Origin of the sequence: Streptomyces sp. NPDC001549 (assembly GCF_042894025.1) — a bacterium.
GTDB lineage: Bacteria > Actinomycetota > Actinomycetes > Streptomycetales > Streptomycetaceae > Streptomyces > Streptomyces kutzneri.
This window is the reverse complement of record NZ_JBIAVJ010000039.1, coordinates 15,888-34,079: the sequence shown is the minus strand read 5'-3', so window position 1 is coordinate 34,079 and position 18,192 is coordinate 15,888. Positions and strand designations below refer to the sequence as shown.

14 protein-coding genes and 1 pseudogene are annotated in these 18,192 nt (G+C 67.2%); 9 read left to right on the top strand and 6 right to left on the bottom strand.

The genetic code is table 11. From position 1 onward, the window contains the following. Positions 1-173: 173 nt before the first annotated feature. From ACFY04_RS39705 to ACFY04_RS39690, 4 genes are all read right to left on the bottom strand, one after another. Positions 174-1,280: an RICIN domain-containing protein gene (locus tag ACFY04_RS39705; protein ID WP_389125203.1), complete on the bottom strand. Its 1,107-nt coding sequence runs from the start codon at positions 1,278-1,280 to the stop codon at positions 174-176. Positions 1,281-1,564: 284 nt separating this feature from the next. After that, positions 1,565-3,838: an ATP-binding protein gene (locus ACFY04_RS39700; protein WP_389125200.1), complete on the bottom strand. Its 2,274-nt coding sequence runs from the start codon at positions 3,836-3,838 to the stop codon at positions 1,565-1,567. Positions 3,839-4,746: 908 nt separating this feature from the next. Continuing rightward, positions 4,747-5,703, bottom strand: coding sequence for a hypothetical protein (locus ACFY04_RS39695; RefSeq protein WP_389125197.1), 957 nt, complete (start codon positions 5,701-5,703; stop codon positions 4,747-4,749). Between the two features lie 11 nt (positions 5,704-5,714). Then, positions 5,715-7,178 carry an APC family permease gene (locus ACFY04_RS39690; RefSeq protein WP_389125195.1) on the bottom strand — a complete coding sequence of 488 codons (1,464 nt, stop codon included), beginning with the start codon at positions 7,176-7,178 and terminating at the stop codon, positions 5,715-5,717. A 406-nt stretch (positions 7,179-7,584) separates the two neighbouring features. Between ACFY04_RS39690 and ACFY04_RS39685 the strand changes: the two genes are divergently transcribed. Beyond that, positions 7,585-7,941 (top strand): transposase, encoded by a 357-nt coding sequence (locus tag ACFY04_RS39685; protein ID WP_389125260.1) that lies wholly within the window; start codon positions 7,585-7,587, stop codon positions 7,939-7,941. Next, positions 7,880-8,383 carry a group II intron maturase-specific domain-containing protein gene (locus tag ACFY04_RS39680; protein WP_389125192.1) on the top strand — a complete coding sequence of 168 codons (504 nt, stop codon included), beginning with the start codon at positions 7,880-7,882 and terminating at the stop codon, positions 8,381-8,383. Before ACFY04_RS39685 ends, ACFY04_RS39680 begins: the two co-directional genes overlap by 62 nt. A 299-nt stretch (positions 8,384-8,682) precedes the next feature. On the opposite strand, the gene ACFY04_RS39675 is transcribed toward ACFY04_RS39680, so the two are convergent. Beyond that, on the bottom strand, positions 8,683-9,999 hold the full coding sequence (locus ACFY04_RS39675; RefSeq protein WP_389125189.1) for an ice-binding family protein: 1,317 nt from the start codon (positions 9,997-9,999) through the stop codon (positions 8,683-8,685). A gap of 674 nt (positions 10,000-10,673) precedes the next feature. Here ACFY04_RS39675 and ACFY04_RS39670 point away from each other — a divergent pair. From ACFY04_RS39670 to ACFY04_RS39655, 4 genes are all read left to right on the top strand, one after another. Beyond that, positions 10,674-11,417, top strand: coding sequence for an IPT/TIG domain-containing protein (locus ACFY04_RS39670; RefSeq protein ID WP_389125187.1), 744 nt, complete (start codon positions 10,674-10,676; stop codon positions 11,415-11,417). Positions 11,418-11,627: 210 nt separating this feature from the next. After that, on the top strand, positions 11,628-12,683 hold the full coding sequence (locus ACFY04_RS39665; RefSeq protein ID WP_389125185.1) for an IPT/TIG domain-containing protein: 1,056 nt from the start codon (positions 11,628-11,630) through the stop codon (positions 12,681-12,683). A gap of 251 nt (positions 12,684-12,934) precedes the next feature. Further along, positions 12,935-13,489 (top strand): Ig-like domain-containing protein, encoded by a 555-nt coding sequence (locus ACFY04_RS39660; protein ID WP_389125182.1) that lies wholly within the window; start codon positions 12,935-12,937, stop codon positions 13,487-13,489. Positions 13,490-13,797: 308 nt separating this feature from the next. Next, on the top strand, positions 13,798-14,037 hold the full coding sequence (locus ACFY04_RS39655) for a hypothetical protein (RefSeq protein WP_389125180.1): 240 nt from the start codon (positions 13,798-13,800) through the stop codon (positions 14,035-14,037). Between the two features lie 57 nt (positions 14,038-14,094). Here the strand turns inward: ACFY04_RS39655 and ACFY04_RS39650 are convergent. Next, a pseudogene (locus tag ACFY04_RS39650) lies at positions 14,095-15,238 on the bottom strand (IS3 family transposase). 243 nt (positions 15,239-15,481) lie between these two features. Here ACFY04_RS39650 and ACFY04_RS39645 point away from each other — a divergent pair. The 3 genes from ACFY04_RS39645 to ACFY04_RS39635 all read left to right on the top strand — a co-directional run bounded on the left by ACFY04_RS39645 (position 15,482) and on the right by ACFY04_RS39635 (position 18,026). Continuing rightward, complete coding sequence (locus ACFY04_RS39645; RefSeq protein ID WP_389125178.1) at positions 15,482-15,988, top strand: hypothetical protein; 507 nt, start codon at positions 15,482-15,484, stop codon at positions 15,986-15,988. A 1,293-nt stretch (positions 15,989-17,281) separates the two neighbouring features. Continuing rightward, positions 17,282-17,524 (top strand): hypothetical protein, encoded by a 243-nt coding sequence (locus ACFY04_RS39640; protein ID WP_389125176.1) that lies wholly within the window; start codon positions 17,282-17,284, stop codon positions 17,522-17,524. Between the two features lie 76 nt (positions 17,525-17,600). After that, positions 17,601-18,026: a hypothetical protein gene (locus ACFY04_RS39635; RefSeq protein WP_389125174.1), complete on the top strand. Its 426-nt coding sequence runs from the start codon at positions 17,601-17,603 to the stop codon at positions 18,024-18,026. Positions 18,027-18,192: the final 166 nt, after the last annotated feature.

The following is an 18,192-nucleotide window of genomic DNA, read 5'->3' as shown; positions in this document are numbered from 1 at the left end:
AGAGTCAAGCTAAGGAGCGAGTGCGACCGATATGTTTGAGGACGGTCCGCAGCTGGGCGAGGGTGATCCGGGCGGCCTTGGCCGGGGTGGAGCCTCCACCGATCCCGGAGCGGTCACCTTCGTGGTCGCCTGACACCTGGCGAGTGTCAGGCGACCGGTGATCAGGGAGAAGCCTAAAGGGCCGAGCAACCGGAGGCGGGCGTGGCCGTGCTCATCGGGCTGTAGAACACGGGGTCATTGGAGCCGCCCTTGAGGGGGATGGTGATCTTGTCGTTGGCTTCCCACGGGAATCCGTCGGCATCGAAGGTGAATGTGCCGGTCACCGTCTTCGCCTGCACCGCTCGGGCCACCCAGTTGTACTTGTGAGGCTGGGCCGACAGGGTGACGCTGTTGGTTGTGGTTGTGGAGCTGGTCCACGTGAATTCGTTCGACACGCTCAGCGAGGACGTTACCTTCGCGACGACGGACGAGAGCGCGCCGGTCTCGAATCCCGCCGTGACAGTGACGCCGAGAGTGGAATTGAAGCCCTTCGCCGTCGACACCGTGAAGGTGTAGTTGTACGGATTGTCATACGGGTTGTACCACTGCGTTGAGATGCACTTGGTCGGCAGCGGGGCCGCCTCCGATTCGCTCTCCTCCGTCCAGTAACACGACCACGTCTGGGTCTGGCACCTGTCCGCGGCGTACTTCACGGCCACGGCCTTGGCCTGGTCGGCTGGGTTGCTGCCGACGAAGAAGAACATTTGGTTGTCGCCGCTGTGGCAGTTGTAGAGGCCGACCCAGGCGTTGTCATGGTCGCTGCGGTTCAGCAGGTCCATGCATTTGCCGGAGTTGATGTGGCGCATTCTCCAGCCGATGGATGTCGGCTGGATCGCCCACCTCTGGGTGGCCTGCCCTTGGCAGGTCCACTGGCGCAGACCGTCGTCCCCCCACCCGACGTCGATGCACTTGCCCGTCCCCGAGTTCACAATCTGGAACGTGTTGTCCTGGTTGACGTTGAAGCGCCACTTCGCCGTGTTTCTCGTGGCCGGACGTCCTGAGTCGATCGTGACGATTCGGGCTCCGTCGCTGGTGGAGGCGCCCTCCACGTCGATGTTCCTACCGTTGATGGCGACGAAGCTCAGACAGTCCAGGTTCGAGGAGGTAAATGTGCACGTCGCGGCATGAGCCTGGCCTGCAGGCAGCGGCGACAGGGAAATTGCCAGGGCCAGGAAGGCGGCGGCCAGCAGGGTGATCAGGCGAGGTGAAGGCGCTGACGGCACGCCCGAACTCGCGGTCATAGTCGGTGCCACGGGGGCTTGTCCCTTTCTTCTCACGCCCCTCCCGCGATCGGCCGAGCGCCGGCCGCAGGAGGGGGCGGAAGAAGCATCGGCCCTCATGCCGGGCAGGCGCCTGCGCACAATTACCCGTTCGCTTACCTGCCTTGCGCCTCGGGAGAGCGCTCCCGGATCGAGCTCACCCGGGCGAAGGTGCTGAGCCCCCGTGGATGGCCGAGCCCTGACCTGCGCTTCGCCCCTGACCAGGGCGCGCCACGTGCCCTGCGTGCTGCAGCGCCGGCGCTTCGTCAGGGCGCGGCTGAAGACTGGCGGTCAGCCCATTTCGCTACTTGTGTGCGGGATGTGAAGCCGAGCTTGACGAGGATCCGCTGGACGTGACCGTGAACCGTGCGGGGCGACAGGACCAGAAGGGCAGCGATCTGCTTGTCGGCCAGTCCCTGAGAGAGCAACTCGGCAACCTGCCGCTCGCGGGCCGTCAGCGATGCCACGGGCGCCTCCTGCGGCTGCCTGAGGCTCTTCGGAACACCGAGAGCCCGCTCGACAGCCTGATGGGGCATCACAGCCTCGCCCGCCTGCAGCACGGACAGGAAGCGGTCCTCCCCCAGCTCCCGGCGCAGCCGAGCCTCGCACTCGGTGCGGTGGTGGAGCAGGCACCCCACGCCGGGCAACGTGCTTCCGATCTGCCGCCACAAACGCTGTGCCGAGCCCAGCAGCTCGGCCCCTTCCAGGGCTCGGCCCTGCAGCGTCCTGGTCCAGGCGAGGACTTCCAGGCATTGGGCGACACCCAGGCGATTGTGGGCGGGCCAGCCAAGGCGCAGGCTCTCCTGGAGCAGATCGGCGGCCTGTTCGTATTCGGCATGCAACAGGTGCAACAGGCCGCTCAGCCACAGCGACCAGGAGCGGGACCACCGGGCGTCGTGTTTCTCACATAGTTCAAGGCCTTCCCGACTGAGGTCGGCGGCACGCGGGTCGCCGGCCAGACAGCAGGCGAGTCCCAGGAGGAAGAGCGTGGACCAGGTCTCACCGAGCGCGCCCTGTACCCGGTACCGGGAGAGGACGTTCTCGAGCAGCGGTATGGCCGTTGTGAAGTCGTCCTGGAAGAGCGCGGCCAGGGCGGCGAGCTGCTCTGCGTCTGTGCCGGCACGTTCATCGCCCAGGGTTTCGGCGAGAGCACGGCATTGAGCCACTCGTGAGGCGGCGGCATCGTGGTCACCGCGTAGGAGGGCGAGCCAGCCGTCTGACCACACCGCAGATGCCTTGGCACGGTTGGGCTCTGGAGACATGGTGAGGGTTTGCGCAAGCCAGTGACGTTCCTCATCCAGGCCGCCCGCCCCTAGCCGGTGACACCACAGGGCGGCGGCCATGTCCAGGCCGGGCTCGCTTTCACCCGGTTCTTCGAGACAGAAGGACAGGGCAGCGCGCAGATTGGACCGCTCTTCGTGTAGACGCGCCATCCACATGGTCTGCCGTTGGGTGAACCACTCCTGGTCGGCGCGCAGGACCAGCTGGTGGTAGTGGTCGCGGTGGCGGCGGCGCCAGGTGGCGAGCTCGCTGCGTGTCTCCAGGTGTCGGCGGGCGTAAGCACGGACGGTCTCCAGCATGCGGAAGCGCACACCGGCGATACCGTCCTCGCGGATGAGAACCGACTTGTCGACCAGGCCGGCCACCAGGTCAAGCAGCTCGGCAGCACCCACCACGCTGTCGGTGCACACTGCTTCGACGGCGTCGCGATCAGCGCTGCCGGCGAATACGGACATGCGCGCCCACAGCAGTTGTTCCGCGGGGGTGCAGTGGTCGAAGCTCCAGTCCAATGCAGCGAGCAGCGTATGGTGGCGGGGCAAGGCGGTCCGACTGCCTCGGGAGAGTAGGTGGAAACGGTCGTCCAGATGCTGCAGGATCTCCTGGCAGGTCATCGTCCGAAGGCGAGCAGCGGCGAGTTCGACGGCCAAGGGGATTCCGTCGAGACGGTGACAGATGAGCGCGGCGGCGTGGGCGTCCGACTCTGTGGGGGCGAACGCGCCGATCGCGGCGGCGCCGCGCTGGGTGAACAGCTCAAGCGCGTCGTTCACCACCGTTGCATCGGCTGGTACGAGGGCATCGGGGTGCGGCGCTCGAAGGGGCGGCACGGTCAGCAGGTGCTCGCCCTCGACCGCGAGGGCCTGTCGGCTGGTGGCGATTACCTGCAGGTCGGGCAGCGCAGCCAGCAGCGTGGCGATCGCTGTTGCGGAGACCTCCAGCAAGTGCTCGCAGTTGTCGACGACCAACAGCATCCGTCGGCCCTGCAACTGACGGGCCAGAGCGGCCATGATCGGCCGTCCCGTCTCGTGGTCAAGGCCAAGGCTCTCCAGCACGGCGTGTCCGACCAGGTCCGGCTGTTCCACAGCCGCAAGGTCCACCCTCCAGACCCCGAAGGCGTAAGCACGTGCAACCTGGGCAGCAAGGCGCAGAGCCAAGCGCGTCTTCCCGATACCCCCGGCACCGGTCAACGTCAGCAACCTGGTCCGCGACAGCACCGCACGCCCAGCGGCAAGTTCCTCACGACGGCCCACGAAACTCGTCATATCGGCAGGAAGGTTCCCCTGGCATCGCGGACTGGTCCGCATCAGCAATTGCTCCTTGCTGCCCCCTCGCGAAGCGGCCGGCACAGACGCCGGGCACGGCAGGCGAGGCACTAGTGCCGCCGCAAGGTGGCCATTCCAGCATCTGAAGGGCGTTGTAAGTATTCACCCCGACGGGTGAGGGTAGAGAGACACCTCAACATGCCTGCTGCACGTCCGCATAGTGGACACCGTTGCCGCGATTACGCGTACGTCCCCTTACTGTCCGCAATGTGACTGCGCAGGCGCAGCCGTATGATGCGCTGGCCCTCGTGGCGTGGATCAGCGAACGGACAGTCTGTGCCGATGAGTACGCTCGGCAAGTGCGCGGCCTCCCCAAGCTGCTGCAGCACGTCCTCGGTGGCCCAGCGACCCCGCCGACCACCAACATCCCAACCACGCGAGACCGCGGCGGCTGCCGGCGGCGCCCGAGCCCCTTGGGCGGCTCGGTGCCTGGCTCCTCCGCGGTGGCCGGCTCCGGCGGGACGCTCCGCGCGATCTCCGCCGCCATCTCCGTGGCGAACTTCTGCTTCTGGCAGGCGCGCACAGGGTGCCGTCGTCGCCCCAGTGGGCCGCCGGTACCACCCGCACTTCCGGGCCCTCGTCTACCACCCGGTCATCCCCGTCGTGGTGACCACGCTCATCCAGCTGCAGGAGCACGGCGCGGACGCGGTGGTCTGGCGGCGTGGGAGCCGCCAGCGAACACGAATGCGACGACGGCGCCCGGAACGCCACATCCATGGCCAGCCACGACGAGCGCTCCTTGGCCTTCTCGGTGGCCGGCGACTGGTTGTGCTCGATGGGCCTGCCCAGCACGGTCGCACGCCGCGCCTTCGCGTTCCTCGATCAGGGGTTACACCGTTCGTTTCGTTCTACGGTCCCAGTTGACGCATGACAGTGCGGTGCCACCGCGTGATGACAGTCGCGGGATCGCCAAAATAGGACCAGGGCACCACCGTTGCCTGGCCGGCGAGTAGCTTGAAGAGGTAACCTGCTTCGTTGTACAGCCCGCCGGCGCACGTCGCGTGCAGCAAGTAGTTGAAGTCGGCGACGTCCTGCGCCCGGTAGATGCCGTCCCAGTTGACGACCCATGTATCCCAGGTGCGACGGGTGTCGGCGAGTGCTACGTCGGTACTCCAATGCCGACGTAGGAAGAGTGCCATGTCACCCTCACGTTCAAGGCGGTAGCGGTACTCCTCCAGCCGCGAGACCTGCAGGAGTACGGAGAGTGGCGAGCCCGGCGCAGTGCTGTCCACCACGTCCCGGGCGAAGTCGTACATGGTCCCGTGCGTGCCGTGCCAGCGAGCGGACACGTGGCGCAGCGCCTGGTTGTGCGCTTCACGGTTGTCCCGGTGCCGAAGTATCAGCTCCTTCCACCAGCGGTTGAATTGGCGGTGCCCACCCGGGTAAAGCCGGGCGAGGGTGAGGAGCGATACCCAGGGCACCGGATCGTGGGGATGTGCGTCGGCCGCACGGAGGCAGGTCCGTACGGCCCTGTCCAGCCGGTCCTGGCCGACGGCGCCAGGGTCCCCCGCGGCCACGGCGAGGTTGAAGCAGCGCAACACCTCTGTATCCGCGCGCAGCACCAGCGCGTCCGGATCACCCGGCCGGGCGGTGTACCACTCCTCGGCGATGGTCGTGCCGGCCGTGGACTGGGCGAGCAGGCGCACCCGGTGGGTGCGGCGGTCCCAGTCGCGCCCGGTGGAGTGGAGCAGCTCGGGAAGACCCTGCCACCGGCCGATGGCGATGTCTTGGCGCGCCTTCGCGAGGTCCCGGTCCCTGAGCGTCGCGTCGAATTCGGGAGTGAAGGGCTTGCTTCCCGGTGTCATGGCTGCGCCCTTCAGAAGTCCGTGGCTATGGTGTTGTCAGCGGACGAGGCAGACACGGGTTCCAGGCCTTCGTACTCTTGTTTGATTCGCTCGGTCTTTGCGGCGTCGAGCCGATCCGGGCGGTAGTAGGGGCTCTGCCGGTACACGAACATCGGCACCAGGCCCACGGCGAGACCGCCGATGCCGATCCAGATGGCGGTGGCATCGAGTGCGCCCAGCGACTCGGCGAACACCCAGAACAGGAACAGCGCCCCGGTCAGCGGCCACAGCCCGCCGAAGATGAAGTTCGCCGGGGTCTTCAGCAGCACTTTGCGGTAGGCGACGACGACTGCGACTCCGGACAGCCCGTAGTAGACGGCGATCTGGAGTCCGATGGCGGCCACGGCGCTCTCCAGGATGTCGCCGACCGAGCCCAGCGCATTGGACGCCACGAAGAGCCCGAGGGCGACCGCACCGACAACCACCAGCGCAACCCAGGGTGTCCGGTAGCGGGGGTGAGAGGCGCCGAGGGCGGCCGGCATGGTGCGGTCGCGGCCCATAGCGAACAGGGAGCGGGTCACCTGGATGAGGGTGGTCTCCAGGGTGGCGATGGTGGACAGCATAACGGCGACGATCAACAGTTTGCCGCCCCAGCCGGGCCAGAGACGCTCGCCGAGCAGCGCCAGGACGTTGGCGCTGTTGGCCTCGATCTCCTCGGCGGTGAGCAGCAGGTTCACAGAGATCGTGAAGACCTCGAACAGGACGAAGACGACGGCGAGGCCAACCAAGCCGGCCAGCCCCGACGTCTTGCGGCTGTTGCGAGTCTCCTCGCTGAGGTTGCTGGTGACGTCCCAGCCCCAGTAGTAGAACGCCGCGATCAACGCTCCGGCTGCGAAGCCCTGGACGCCATCGAAGTGGCTGAAGCCCAGCCAGGACCAGGAGAAGTACTGAACCGCATTGTCATGGAACAAGGCCGCCACGGCGAAGGCGAGCAATATGAGCAGCTCGATGCCGGACATGATCAGCTGGGCGTGGACCGTCAGTCGCGCTCCCTTGAGCACGACGACGAGCATCACCAGGAACCACATCGCGCCGACCACGGTCGCCAGCGCGGTGTTCTCGGCCAGGTCCGGGGCGAACAGGGACAGCGTCATGCTGCCGGCCGGCAGAGAGCCCGCGACCATGAAGATCGTGGCCGAGACCACCAGCGCCCAGCCGCTGAGGAAGCCGAGGGAGGGGTGGAGGGCACGGGCCACCCATGAGTAGCTGGCGCCGGCGTTGATGTCGAGCCTGCCCAGGTAGTTGAACGCCCAGGCGATGCCGAACATGGGTATCGCGCAGTAGAGCAGCGCGGCAGGGGCGGCGAAACCGACCGTGCCGACGAGTACGGCTGTGGTCGCCGCCAGGGAATAGGCGGGGGCGCTGCCGGCTACCGCCATGACGATGCTGTCGAAAGTTCCCAGGACGTTCACCTGGAGCCCTTTGTGTGTACTCATGAGAGTCCGTGGTGCCCTTCGGATACAGCTTCTGTTGGATGATGTCCCGGCGGGAGCGCGCAGCCGGGGGACGGACGGCAAGGTGGCTGGCGCGATCGTGTGAGGCCTGAAATCTCACGTGAAATATCCGATGGCACCGATTGCCGACCACTCCTGGGATCCGGACGATCGCTTGATCCAGAAGGTGACAGCCGACATCCGTCGGCAACAGGGCAGGCCCGAGGAATTAACACAGACTTAGGGTTGAGCTTGTTCCGCTTTGACGGACACCTTCGGCGTGTTGGTCAGGCTGTCAAGGCGGTCTCGTACTCGGCGGCGCTAACTACCCGGCCTTGGGGCCTCCCCCTGAGTGGTGGACACGCTGATACTGGATCTGCTTGATCCGGAGGAAGCGAGAAGACCGCCGATGGCGATGAAGGACTATTCGGACGAGTTCAAGGCCGATGCTGTGGCCCTGTACGAGTCCACACCCGGGGCGACGTACAAGAGCATCGCCGCTGACCTGGGCATTAACCGGGCGACCCTGCGGGAGTGGGTGCTGCGGGACCGCGAACGCCGTGGCGTCACCACCGCGGGTGCGAAGCCGGCCGCCGCCCACGGGGCGGCGGTGCCGTCCGCTGATCCGGACGAGCGGGTCCGACGGCTGGAGGCCCTCCGGGGAACGCCGCCACGCCGAGAGCCTGCGCGAGGAGGTAGCCGGCGTGCTCGCCCTACTGGGGCTGCGGCTGGCACCGGAGAAGACCCAGGTGGTCCACATCAATGAGGGCTTCGACTTCCTCGGCTTCCACATCCGCAGGCAACGGAAACGAGGAACGCAGAAGCACTACGTCTACACCAAGCCGTCCAAGAAGGCGATCCAGTCGATCAAGGACAAGGTGAAAGACAGAACACGCAGATCAGACCTGCACAGGGACGTGGACGAGCTGCTGGCCAGCCTCAACCGCACCCTGCGCGGGTGGGCGAACTACTTCCGGCACGGGGTGTCGAAGGCGGTATTCAGCACGATCGATGACCACGCGTGGCATCGCATCGTCCGCTGGATCTTCCACAAGCACTCCCGGCTCAGCTGGAGGGAACTGCGCCGTCGGTTCTGCCGACCGGGCAGTTGGAAGCTCATCTGCGACGGAGTCGAGTTCACCGGCGCATCCAGCGTCAAAGTGATCCGCTACCGCGGCAGCAACATCCCGACCCCGTGGACACCATGACCGGCAGTCGCCAGCACCGGCGGCTGACCACCGGCCAAGGCACGTGGAGCGCCCGTTGCGTGGAGACACGCACGGCGGGTGCGGCGGGCGGGTCGGGGAAACGGGCTGGTCGCAAGGCCAGCACCGCGCCCCGGTCCGACCCAACCCAGCCGCAAATGAGGGGCTTCACGTCCGGCGTCGACGCCGGGGCGGGCGTACCGTTCCAGGGAGCGGACGGAGGCGTGGCGGGAACGGGCCAGCAGTATCGGGGTGGAGGTGCTGCCCTCGGCGTCGTGTGTCGAGCCGGGGCGGTTCAGTCATCACCAGGGGCGGGTGACGGTGTTGGTGTCGAGAGTGACCGAGCCGTTGATGGCCAGGGCCTGTCCCTGGATGGTTACGCCGGCGTTCACTGTGATGGATGTCAGGGCGAGGATCCTGCCCGTGAAGGCGGTGTCGGTGCCGAGAGTGGCTGAGCTTCCGATTTGCCATATCACGTTCCTGGCCGTGGCTCCGTCGATGAGGAGCACGCGGCTGGCCGTTGCCGTGGTCAACGTGGATCCGATCTGGAAAACCCATTCGGCGTTGCGGTCGCCTTGGGCGTCCAGGGTGAGCGTGCCGGTGAGAGCGATGGACGTGGGGGCGTTGTAGACGCCAGGAGTCAGCGTCAGGCCGCCGAGGTCTCCGGAAATGCCGGCGTCCGGGAGCTGGGCGACGGCGGTGTCGTAGGTGGCGATGAGATCGGCGTGAGCCTGAAGGGCGTCAGCGTCTGTGATGTGGATGGAGCCGTGAACCTGACCGGGCGGGAAGCCAGTGACGGACACTCCCGGGCTCACCCCGAGATCCCCGGTGAGTTCGGAGGGGCCGGTGTTGCTGACCGACGCGCCGCCCAGCACCGCGAAGCGTCCGAGATAGGTGTATGCGTCCGAAGCGGTCTCGGTGCCGCCGAGGGTGACGACGGAGACGTCGACCGGGCCGAGTTCTCCCGCTGGGAGCAGGGCGTGGATCTCGGTGTCGGAGGCGATCCGCCAGGAAAGGGCGGGCGTGCCGCCGAACGTGACGCCAGTGGTGTAGGAGAACGCAGTTCCGGTGATGACCACGAGATTGCCCCCGTCCACCGGTCCTTTGTCCGGGGTGACGGCAGTGATGGACGCCGAGTCGAGGTAGGTGTAGACGACCCCGCCGGCGGTTCCGCCCCTGGTTCGTACGGTGATCGTGACCGGACCTGCGGCGACGGCCGCAGGGGCGGTGACAGTGAGTCGACCGTCGGAGTCGACGGTGAAGGCGGCTGCCTGCGTACCGAAGAGGACCTCGTACGTGGTGTAGAGGCCGAGCCCGGTGAGGGGCACGGTATTGCCGCCGTCCAACGGGCCGACAGGAGGCGGAGTGAGGCGGAAGGAGGGCGGCGGCAGGTAGTAGAAACTTCCGACGACACCCGTTCCACCGGGGGTGGTGGCCGAGACCGGGACGGCGCCGTGGCCGGAGGGGGTGACCGTGGCGGTGGTGGTGTCGCTGAGCACGGTGAAACTCGCAGCACGGCGGGAGCCGTAGAGCACACCGGTGGTGCCGGTGAAGTGGCTGCCGGTGAGGGTCACCGCGTCGCCCCCACCGGTGGATCCCTGATTCGGTATGACCGCCATGGGGACGCTCCCTGAGTCCGTCGGCCGATCGGCAGGCTGCGTCTTGGCTGGCCCTTGCTCCGATGGCCACAGTGGTTCTCCTCTTCGAAGTAGCCCACTGGTCACGGGACGCGGCAAGGGCGGAGAGCATATGTCACCCGAATGGGGGGCGTGTTTGCAGGCGCATATCCAGCCAATACTGCGTGCCGCGCGGGGACTGATTCCGCGTCAGATCGCGGCCATTTACGCGGGGCCGTAGATTCGCCGACCCAGCGATCTCGGATGCCGCAACGAATCAACATATAAGCAGATCTTCATCAATGCGCTGCCGTTGCGCCCGGTTTCACGCCGTGGCGCTCACCTGAACAAGTGATTCCGCGCCGAAAGCATTGTCTGCCTGTCGCTCTGCTGGGTTGATTCTCGTGTCCGTATCAGCGGCATTCGAGTCCGCAAACAGACACGGGAAAGCCCCCTGATCAGGCGGCAACTGCCGCCTGACGGGATGTGATTCTCTACAGGCCCTGCGCACAGCGCCGACGGCTGCAGACCGTCGACCAGGCATCGGCGCAAGGCCATCGAGATGCCACTTGGCCAGTGGACACGAGAGCAGGCAAGCCCTCATCCGGGACGTACGCGGACCGAACGCCCCATCACTGCTCGGCAATGTACCGCATGCCGAGCGAGGAGGAACACTCATGCCTATCAGCCCGAACCAAGGATCCAGCGGCGGCGGCACACTCGTCACGATCACCGGCAGCAGCCTCACGGGCACCACAGCCGTGCGCTTCGGCACACGGCTCGCCACCTCCGTCACCAACGTCTCGCCCACCCAGGTCACCGCAGTCTCCCCCTCCGGCACCGGAGCGGTCGGCGTCACCGTGACCACCCCGGGAGGGACGAGCAACCCGATCCCGTTCTACTACGTCGGGGCGCCGTTCAAGCAGTCCCTCAGCCCGTCCTTCGGGTCGACCGCGGGCGGCGACGTCATCACCATCAACGGCACCGGGTTCTCCAGTGCCACCAGCGTCTCCTTCGGTGCCAACAGTGCGGTGCCGACAGTGGTGTCCGACAGTAAGCTCACGGTCGTCGCACCGGCCGGCGCGGCCGGCTCGGTCGGCGTCAGTGTCACCACGGCCGGTGGCACCAACAACGGGCTCTCGTACACCTACGTCGCCGCCCCGACGGTGACGGCGGTCGTCCCGGCAGAGGGACCGGAGTCCGGCGGCACCGCGGTGACCGTGTCCGGCACCGGCTTCACCAGCACCAACCAGGTCACCTTCGACGGCAACCCGGCACCGTTCACCGTGATCTCCGACACCTCGGTGTCGGCTGTCACGCCTCCCGGCACCGGCGGTCCCGTCGACGTCGTCGTGACCAACGATGCGGGCAGCGCGATCCTCGCGGACGCGTTCACCTACATCGCCGGCCCCGGCATCTGACCGCCCCTCAGGGGCCGGCCGCTCGGCGGCCGGCCCGTCCGGAGTGGACGTGGTAGCCGACCAGGGCCCGTCCGCCTCCAAGCCCCCGGCCCGGAAACCCCACCTGGGCCGGGGGCCCCACTGCCCGCCGCCGAAGAGGCAGAGGCAGGGCAACCCGACCAGCTCTCCCCTCGGCCCGCCCGGGCCCGCCCGACACGCTACGGAGACACCGTGAAAGACAGCGCACCCGCGGCGGGAGCAGTCCGGCCCACCGCCGTCATCGCCGCCGTTCCCGTTCTCACCTCGGTCGCACCCACTGCGGGCCCTGCGGCAGGCAACAACAACGTCGTCCTGAACGGCAGCGGTTTCGTCGGCATCACCGCCGTCATGTTCGGCACCAAAGCGGCCCTCGGCTACACGGTCAACTCCCCGACGCAGATCACCGCAGTAGTCCCGTCCGGAACCGGCACCGTTGCCGTGACCGTCAAAACCCCCAGCGGAACCAGCAACTCGGTCCTCTATACCTACGCGGCACAACCCTCCCTGACCGCCGCGTCGCCGAGCCAGGGACCGTCTTCGGGCGGCACCACCGTCATCCTCACCGGGACCGGCCTCACCGGGGCCACGGCAGTCACCTTCGGCATCACGCCCGCCACCAGCTACACCCTCAACTCACCCACCCAGATCACCGCCGTCACCCCAGCGGGAACAAGCGCCGTACCCATCACCGTCACCACGCCCGGCGGTACGACAGGTCCTGTCTACTTCTTCTACCTCAACGCTCCCACCGTCACCACCGTGTCGCCGAGCCAGGGACCGTCTTCGGGCGGCACCACCGTCATCCTCAGCGGGGCCGATTTCACCGGGGCCACGGCAGTCACCTTCGGCATCACACCCGCCACCAGCTACACCGTCAACTCCCCCACCCAGATCACCGCCGTCACCCCAGCAGGAGCGGGCTCCGTCGCCGTGACCGTCACCAGCCCGGGCGGCATCGGCAACTCCGTCATCTACACCTACGTGACTTCACCGGTCCTCGGCTCCCTCGCCCCCACGCAGGGGCCCACCAACACGGGAACCGGCGTCACTCTCACCGGCAGCGGCCTGGCCACCACGACCGCCGTCCACTTCGGTGCCGCACCCGCGGCCTTCACCGTGCTGTCCGACACCACGGTTGCCGTGACCGCCCCAGCGGGGGCACCCGGCCCCGTTTCCCTCAACGTGACCACGATCGGCGGCACCAGCAACTCCCTCACCTACACACGTGTCGCCTCTCCCGTGATCTAGATCCGCCCTCGAGACCGCTTGGACGACACTGGGACCGCCCTTTTCCCTCGGAGCCCCTTCACAGTTTTCGTTTCTGGTCCGGGCGCGATTGCTTCGACGGTGGACGAGCCTGCCGACATACATAGGGAGCGTTGCGCATAACCGTCCTGGAATCTGCGAACCGTGCTCCCCTCCACACCCCGCCATGCCTCTGACCCAAGTGGGTTGACTAGGCCCAAGCCTCCCCGGAATGCGAGAACCGGCGGCGTAACGTGTCGCTCCCCGACCAGTCATGGCGGACCTCCGCCCTGACCGATCAAGGAGCCGAAACCGTGAGACGTTGGCATGACCGAAGCGTGTGGAAGACCGGCACTATCCTGGCGCTGGCCGCCGTAGTGGGCCTCGCTTCGCCGGCAGCGGCAGCTGTCAACTCGACGACGACGGTCACAGCGTCACCCCCGGCAGCGAACGTCGGGGTACCCGTGACCCTGACCGCGACCGTGACCTGTGACGCTGACCCCACTGGAGGTCTCGGCCTGACGTTCTTCGACGGGGGCGACATTCTGAACACCGTGCCCGTCAACGGGGACGGACAAGCGGGGCACACGAGCGCCTTCACCACCACCGGCACTCACACGATCACGGCCGCATACAACGGAAACGACAACTGCTTCGCTTCGAGCAACACGACCACCGTCGTAGTCTCAGCGGTGCCCGCCCCCGTACCCCCTACGCCACCTGCGAACGGGTTCTGCCTCCTCGCCTGCGGCAGCGGCCTGATCGGTTTCACGGTCGGAAACATCAACAACAACATCGAAGTGCACTGAACTCTCCTGACCGCTCAGCAACCTTGACTCGGCACACGGGCCCGCTCTGCGACGCAGTCGTGGCCAAACACGAGGGCCGACCGTCCCCCGCCCCGGCGGAGTTCGGCAGCATGATGGAGCTGAGCATGGCTCGGGCACTACAACGACCTGCGGGCCCGCCTCGCCGAGGAGGAAGAAGCCCGAGCCGAGCGCAACCGGGCCCCACCTGGTCAACGTCCGGTGGGAGGCACTGAGCACCGCCCCGAACTGGCTGGCCGCGCACCACGCCTTGCATCGTCGCCGTCGACAGCGCCCACCGCGCCATCGACATGTGGAAGGCCGCCGCCGAGCCCCTGAAGAACCAGGCGTCCTTCTGGCGCGGGGAGGACGCGGACCGGCTGGTCGACGCCTACGAGCGATCCGTCCTCCCCGCCGGCCACCCGCCGGTGAACACGCCCGACATCGACGCCGAGGCGGAGGTCGCCCGGCTGCAAGAGGAGCTGGACACCGAGCACACCCGCCGCAAGACCCTCGCCGCAGAGCCCCTCGACCTGGCCACCCGGAACTGACAGGAGAACGGGATGTCGACCGATGGGGTCTGATGCAGGTTCGGGTGACAGGTTCGGTCACGCGGCCTGAAGGGCCGGTGTCGTCATGACGGTCTCGAATTCGACGGGGGTCAGCCTGCCGAGCGAGGCTTGCCTGCGGCGTCGGTGATAGGTCCTCTCGATCCAGGTGACGATCGCGATCCGCTGTTCCTGGCGGGTGGCCCACGTCCGGCGGTCGAGGACGTTCTTCTGCAGCAGGCTGAAGAAAGGACTCCATGGCCGCGTTGTCGCCGGCCGCCCCGACTCTTCCTACGGAGCCGGCCATCTGGTGCCGGTCGAGCGCCCGGACAAATTTCTGGGACCGGAACTGCGATCCGCGAGCGCTGTGCAGAATGCATCCGGCGACGTGCTCGCGCCGGGCCACGGCGTTGTCCAGGGCGGCGACGGCCAGGCGAGACTTCATGCGCGTGTCGATGGAGTAGCCCACGATCCGCTTGCTGAAGACGTCCTTGATCGCGCAGAGATACAGCTTCCCCTCACCGGTGGTGTGTTCGGTGATGTCGGTGAGCCACAGCCGGTTCGGGCCGGTCGCGGTGAAGTCGCGGCGAACGAGATCGTCGTGCACCGGTGGGCCGGCCTTCTTGTTCCTGCCACGCTTCTTGCCGAACACGCTCCACCAGCGGTTGTCCCGGCAGATCCGCCACGCGGTCCGGTCGGCCATCCCGGATCCCGCGCTGCGGGCCTCGTCGGCCAGGAAGCGGTAGCCGAACTCAAAGTCCTCACGGTGGGCGTTGAACAACGCGTTCGCGCGAGCGGCCCGCTCGACCTCGGCATCGGTCACCGGTCGCTCCAGCCACCGGTAGTAGGGCTGTCTGGCGAGCTTGAGGACCCGGCACGTGACCGTGACGGGAATGCCGTCCGTGGCCAGCTCTTTCACGAGCGGGTAGATCCTTTTCCCGGGAGGTTCGCCTGGGACAGGTAGGCCGCGGCCCGGCGCAGGACCTCGTTCTCCTGCTCCAGCAGCTTGATGCGCCGACGCGCTTCGCGCAGCTCCGCGCTCTCCTGGCTGGTTGTTCCGGGCTTGGTCCCGTCGTCGATGTCCGCCCGGCGCATCCACTTCCACAGCGTCATCGCGTGGACTCCGAAGTCGGCGGCCACCTGCTCGACCGTCACGCCCGGGCCGCGGTTCCTGGCGGAACTCTTCCGGATAAGGCTTGGGCACAGCGACATCCTTCCCACCCACCCCACAGGGCAAGCCAGATCAGATGTCACCCGATCGTGCGGCAGACCCACGCACGATCGACTCCTCTCCTGACGGAGTGTCACGCATAAATGGTCGCCTTCCCTACCGGGCGCAGAGCCTGGTTGCGTGGATCACCGGCAGCCGGATCAGCGCCGCCCAGCTGCGCGGCATCGACCTCAGCAGAATCGTTGTGGCAGTCGACCCTGCCGGGGCGAGTCCGCCGTGGGCGACGAGACCGGCATCGTCGCGGCGGCACGGGACGCCGAGGGTCACTTGTACGTCCTGGACGACCGGTCCGGGAACCGTGGAGCCGACGCCTGGGGCCGAGAGGCGTGCCTGCTCGCAATCGAACTGCGGGCGGACGCGATCGTGGTAGAGGCCAACTACGGCGGCGACATGTCGAAACAAATCCTCCGCCAGGCGTGGCAGGAACTTCAGCGTGAGCAGCGCACGGAGAACATGCTGATGCCCGCCGTGCTCCCGGTCACCGCGAAGCACGGCAAGCGGCTGAGAGCCGAGCCCATCGCCCAGCTGTACGAGCAGGGCCGCGTCCACCACGTCGGGCAGTGGCCGCAACTGGAGCAGCAGATGGTGATCTGGGTCGCTGGCATGGACTCCCCCGACCGAATGGACTCCCTCGTGCACGCCATGACCGAGCTCGCGGACCCCCAGCGCAGCGGGGCCGCTTCATCTGGATACCAGGACGGGAGGTTGTCAGTACGTAGATAGCGGCGAAGGTGCCGCTATGCCGGGCGAGATGTCCGCTTGAGAGGTCGGCCGACCGTGCGGGGGTCCAGACGGGGGCTCCATCGAAGATCCTCGGGGAGGATCCCCGCTGCTCGGGCCCGTATAGTCCAGCGGCTTGCCGTGGAGTAGGAAACCGCTTCAGCCCCCCACACCGCGCGCATCAACTTGAGCGGAGGAAGCGGAGCCTTCGGGCGCGGACGGCCTGTCCTCTTGTCCCTCACCATCTTGCGTTGCGAAAGGGCAAACCTGTACAGCATGGCCACCTGACGGAGATGCTGCTCTCCGCGCTTCCGCGCCCCGAGCGGGCCGGCTACAAGACGGGCCATCTCCAGGTGGGGGCGCAAGTCATACGTGCAGATGCCCTCGGTGTAGTCCACGGACGGAACAACCAACCGCAGGATCTGAGAGATGGGCATCGCCCCGACTACCTTGGGCGTGAGCTGGTGAGGGGATTCCGGTCGGGCCGATTCCATCGTCAGCGCGCAGACATGATGGTCCCGGCGGGAGAACTTCACGTGGAACTCCCACTCTTCAAATCCCGTCACACCTCCCACTCGCGCACCTTGGCTCGTCGCATCCACCCGAGGGGATGCCTCCGAGGGCCTTTGTTGGTGGCCGGGCCGTCTGGGGGCCTCCTCGGCAGGCTCGCCTCGTCCGGGCCTGCTGGCCTGCGCGATGATGCCGAGGACATTGTGCTTTCGGGCTTCGCGCAGCCAGTTGTTGACGCACCCAAGACTCCGACTCCACACGGCTGCAACGACGTGTCGAGGCGGGAGCCCTCTGTGCACAGCGGCCTCGTACACCTCAGCGACCATCTGAGAGTGGGACTCTCCGCCTCCTCGCGGACGCCCGGACCACGAGTTGTCGAGTTCCCGTGCAAGTTCAGGGCCGAGGTTCGCCGCAGTGCTTGCGACCGCAAGCATCCGGTCGCCTTCCTGCCGGAACCACGGCGTGCCCTCCGTGGGCAAAGGCTCCGCGCCTTCGGAGCAGACGGTCAGGAAGCAGGCCCGCAAGATGCCGTGCTGGCCCGGCCTGAAGCCGATCGTCACCATCAGACCTGGGAGTCCTGGCACCCCTCGAAGCTCCACGCCGACAGTTTCATCATCCGCGGAGCCTTCGCCACCAGGCATCACCTGCACGTCCACTCGCTCGCCCTCTCCGCGACCTTTACTAATTCTCGCCTACTGAGGAGGCTTTTGGGGGACGTAGCATGACACCTAGGTTCGACATGCCCCGGCCGGGCTCCCACCAACGACCTCTCCTTCGGAGTTCCGCATGTCGAACCCCTCATCGTCCCCCCAGCGTTCTCTCCTGCCCCCTTTGGTGCGCGTCGGGCAGATCATCTCCCTCGGCCTCGGCATCGTCTTCGGCAGCATGTCCCTCTACAACCTGTTGACCAGCCCGTCCATCGCCGCAGCTGCCTGGGCGGCGCTCTGCGGAGTTGGTATGAGCGTTTGGGACAGGCTCCTCACGTACGGCATGGCGCTGCGGGCGACCACGGAGCCCGAGAGGGAGTGAGCCCCTTGGGGTCCGGGAGCACGTGCTCGCTCCTCTACGCTGTAGGTGGCGTGGGGCTGTCGAGGGTGATCTTCTCGTGGGCCTGCGCAATTTTGTGTCCGACGCCTGGTCGTGGCTGAACTACAAGCCGATGATGACGGCTGCCAGCGGCGGGCAGCCTCATCGGTCTCTCGCTCCTCAGGTGCAGGCGACATGGGTTCCCCGTGATGCTCTGCGCCGACTGGCTGCGTACAAGATCCTCGCCGCGTACGACGCGAATCAGGCCGGGGAGCTGGCCGTTCTCACCGGCAACGAGTCGGGCGCCGAGCGGAGGGAGTTCGGTGACGCCGCCGTGTTCGTTGACACCTCGCTGGCGCACCTCCTGGGCAAGTCCCAGCAGATCGTGGTGGCAGGTGCCGAGCATGCCGGGGCGCAGGAGCCCGACCCGCAGGCGCAGGCGGCAGCTGCTGTTGCGGGGCTGGGCGGAGAAGGAGCTGCTGCCGTTGCGGATGCAGGCCGCTGAGCGTAAGGCGGTACTGCTCGGGGATGCGGTGTACCTGCTGGCCTGGGACCCGGACAAGGGGAGGGTGCGGCTGCGAACCTTCGACCCCGGGTTCTACTTCCCCGTGCTGGACGCGGACCCGGGCGACTACCCGCGGCGGCACGGAGGCCATCAGCCTGACCATCGC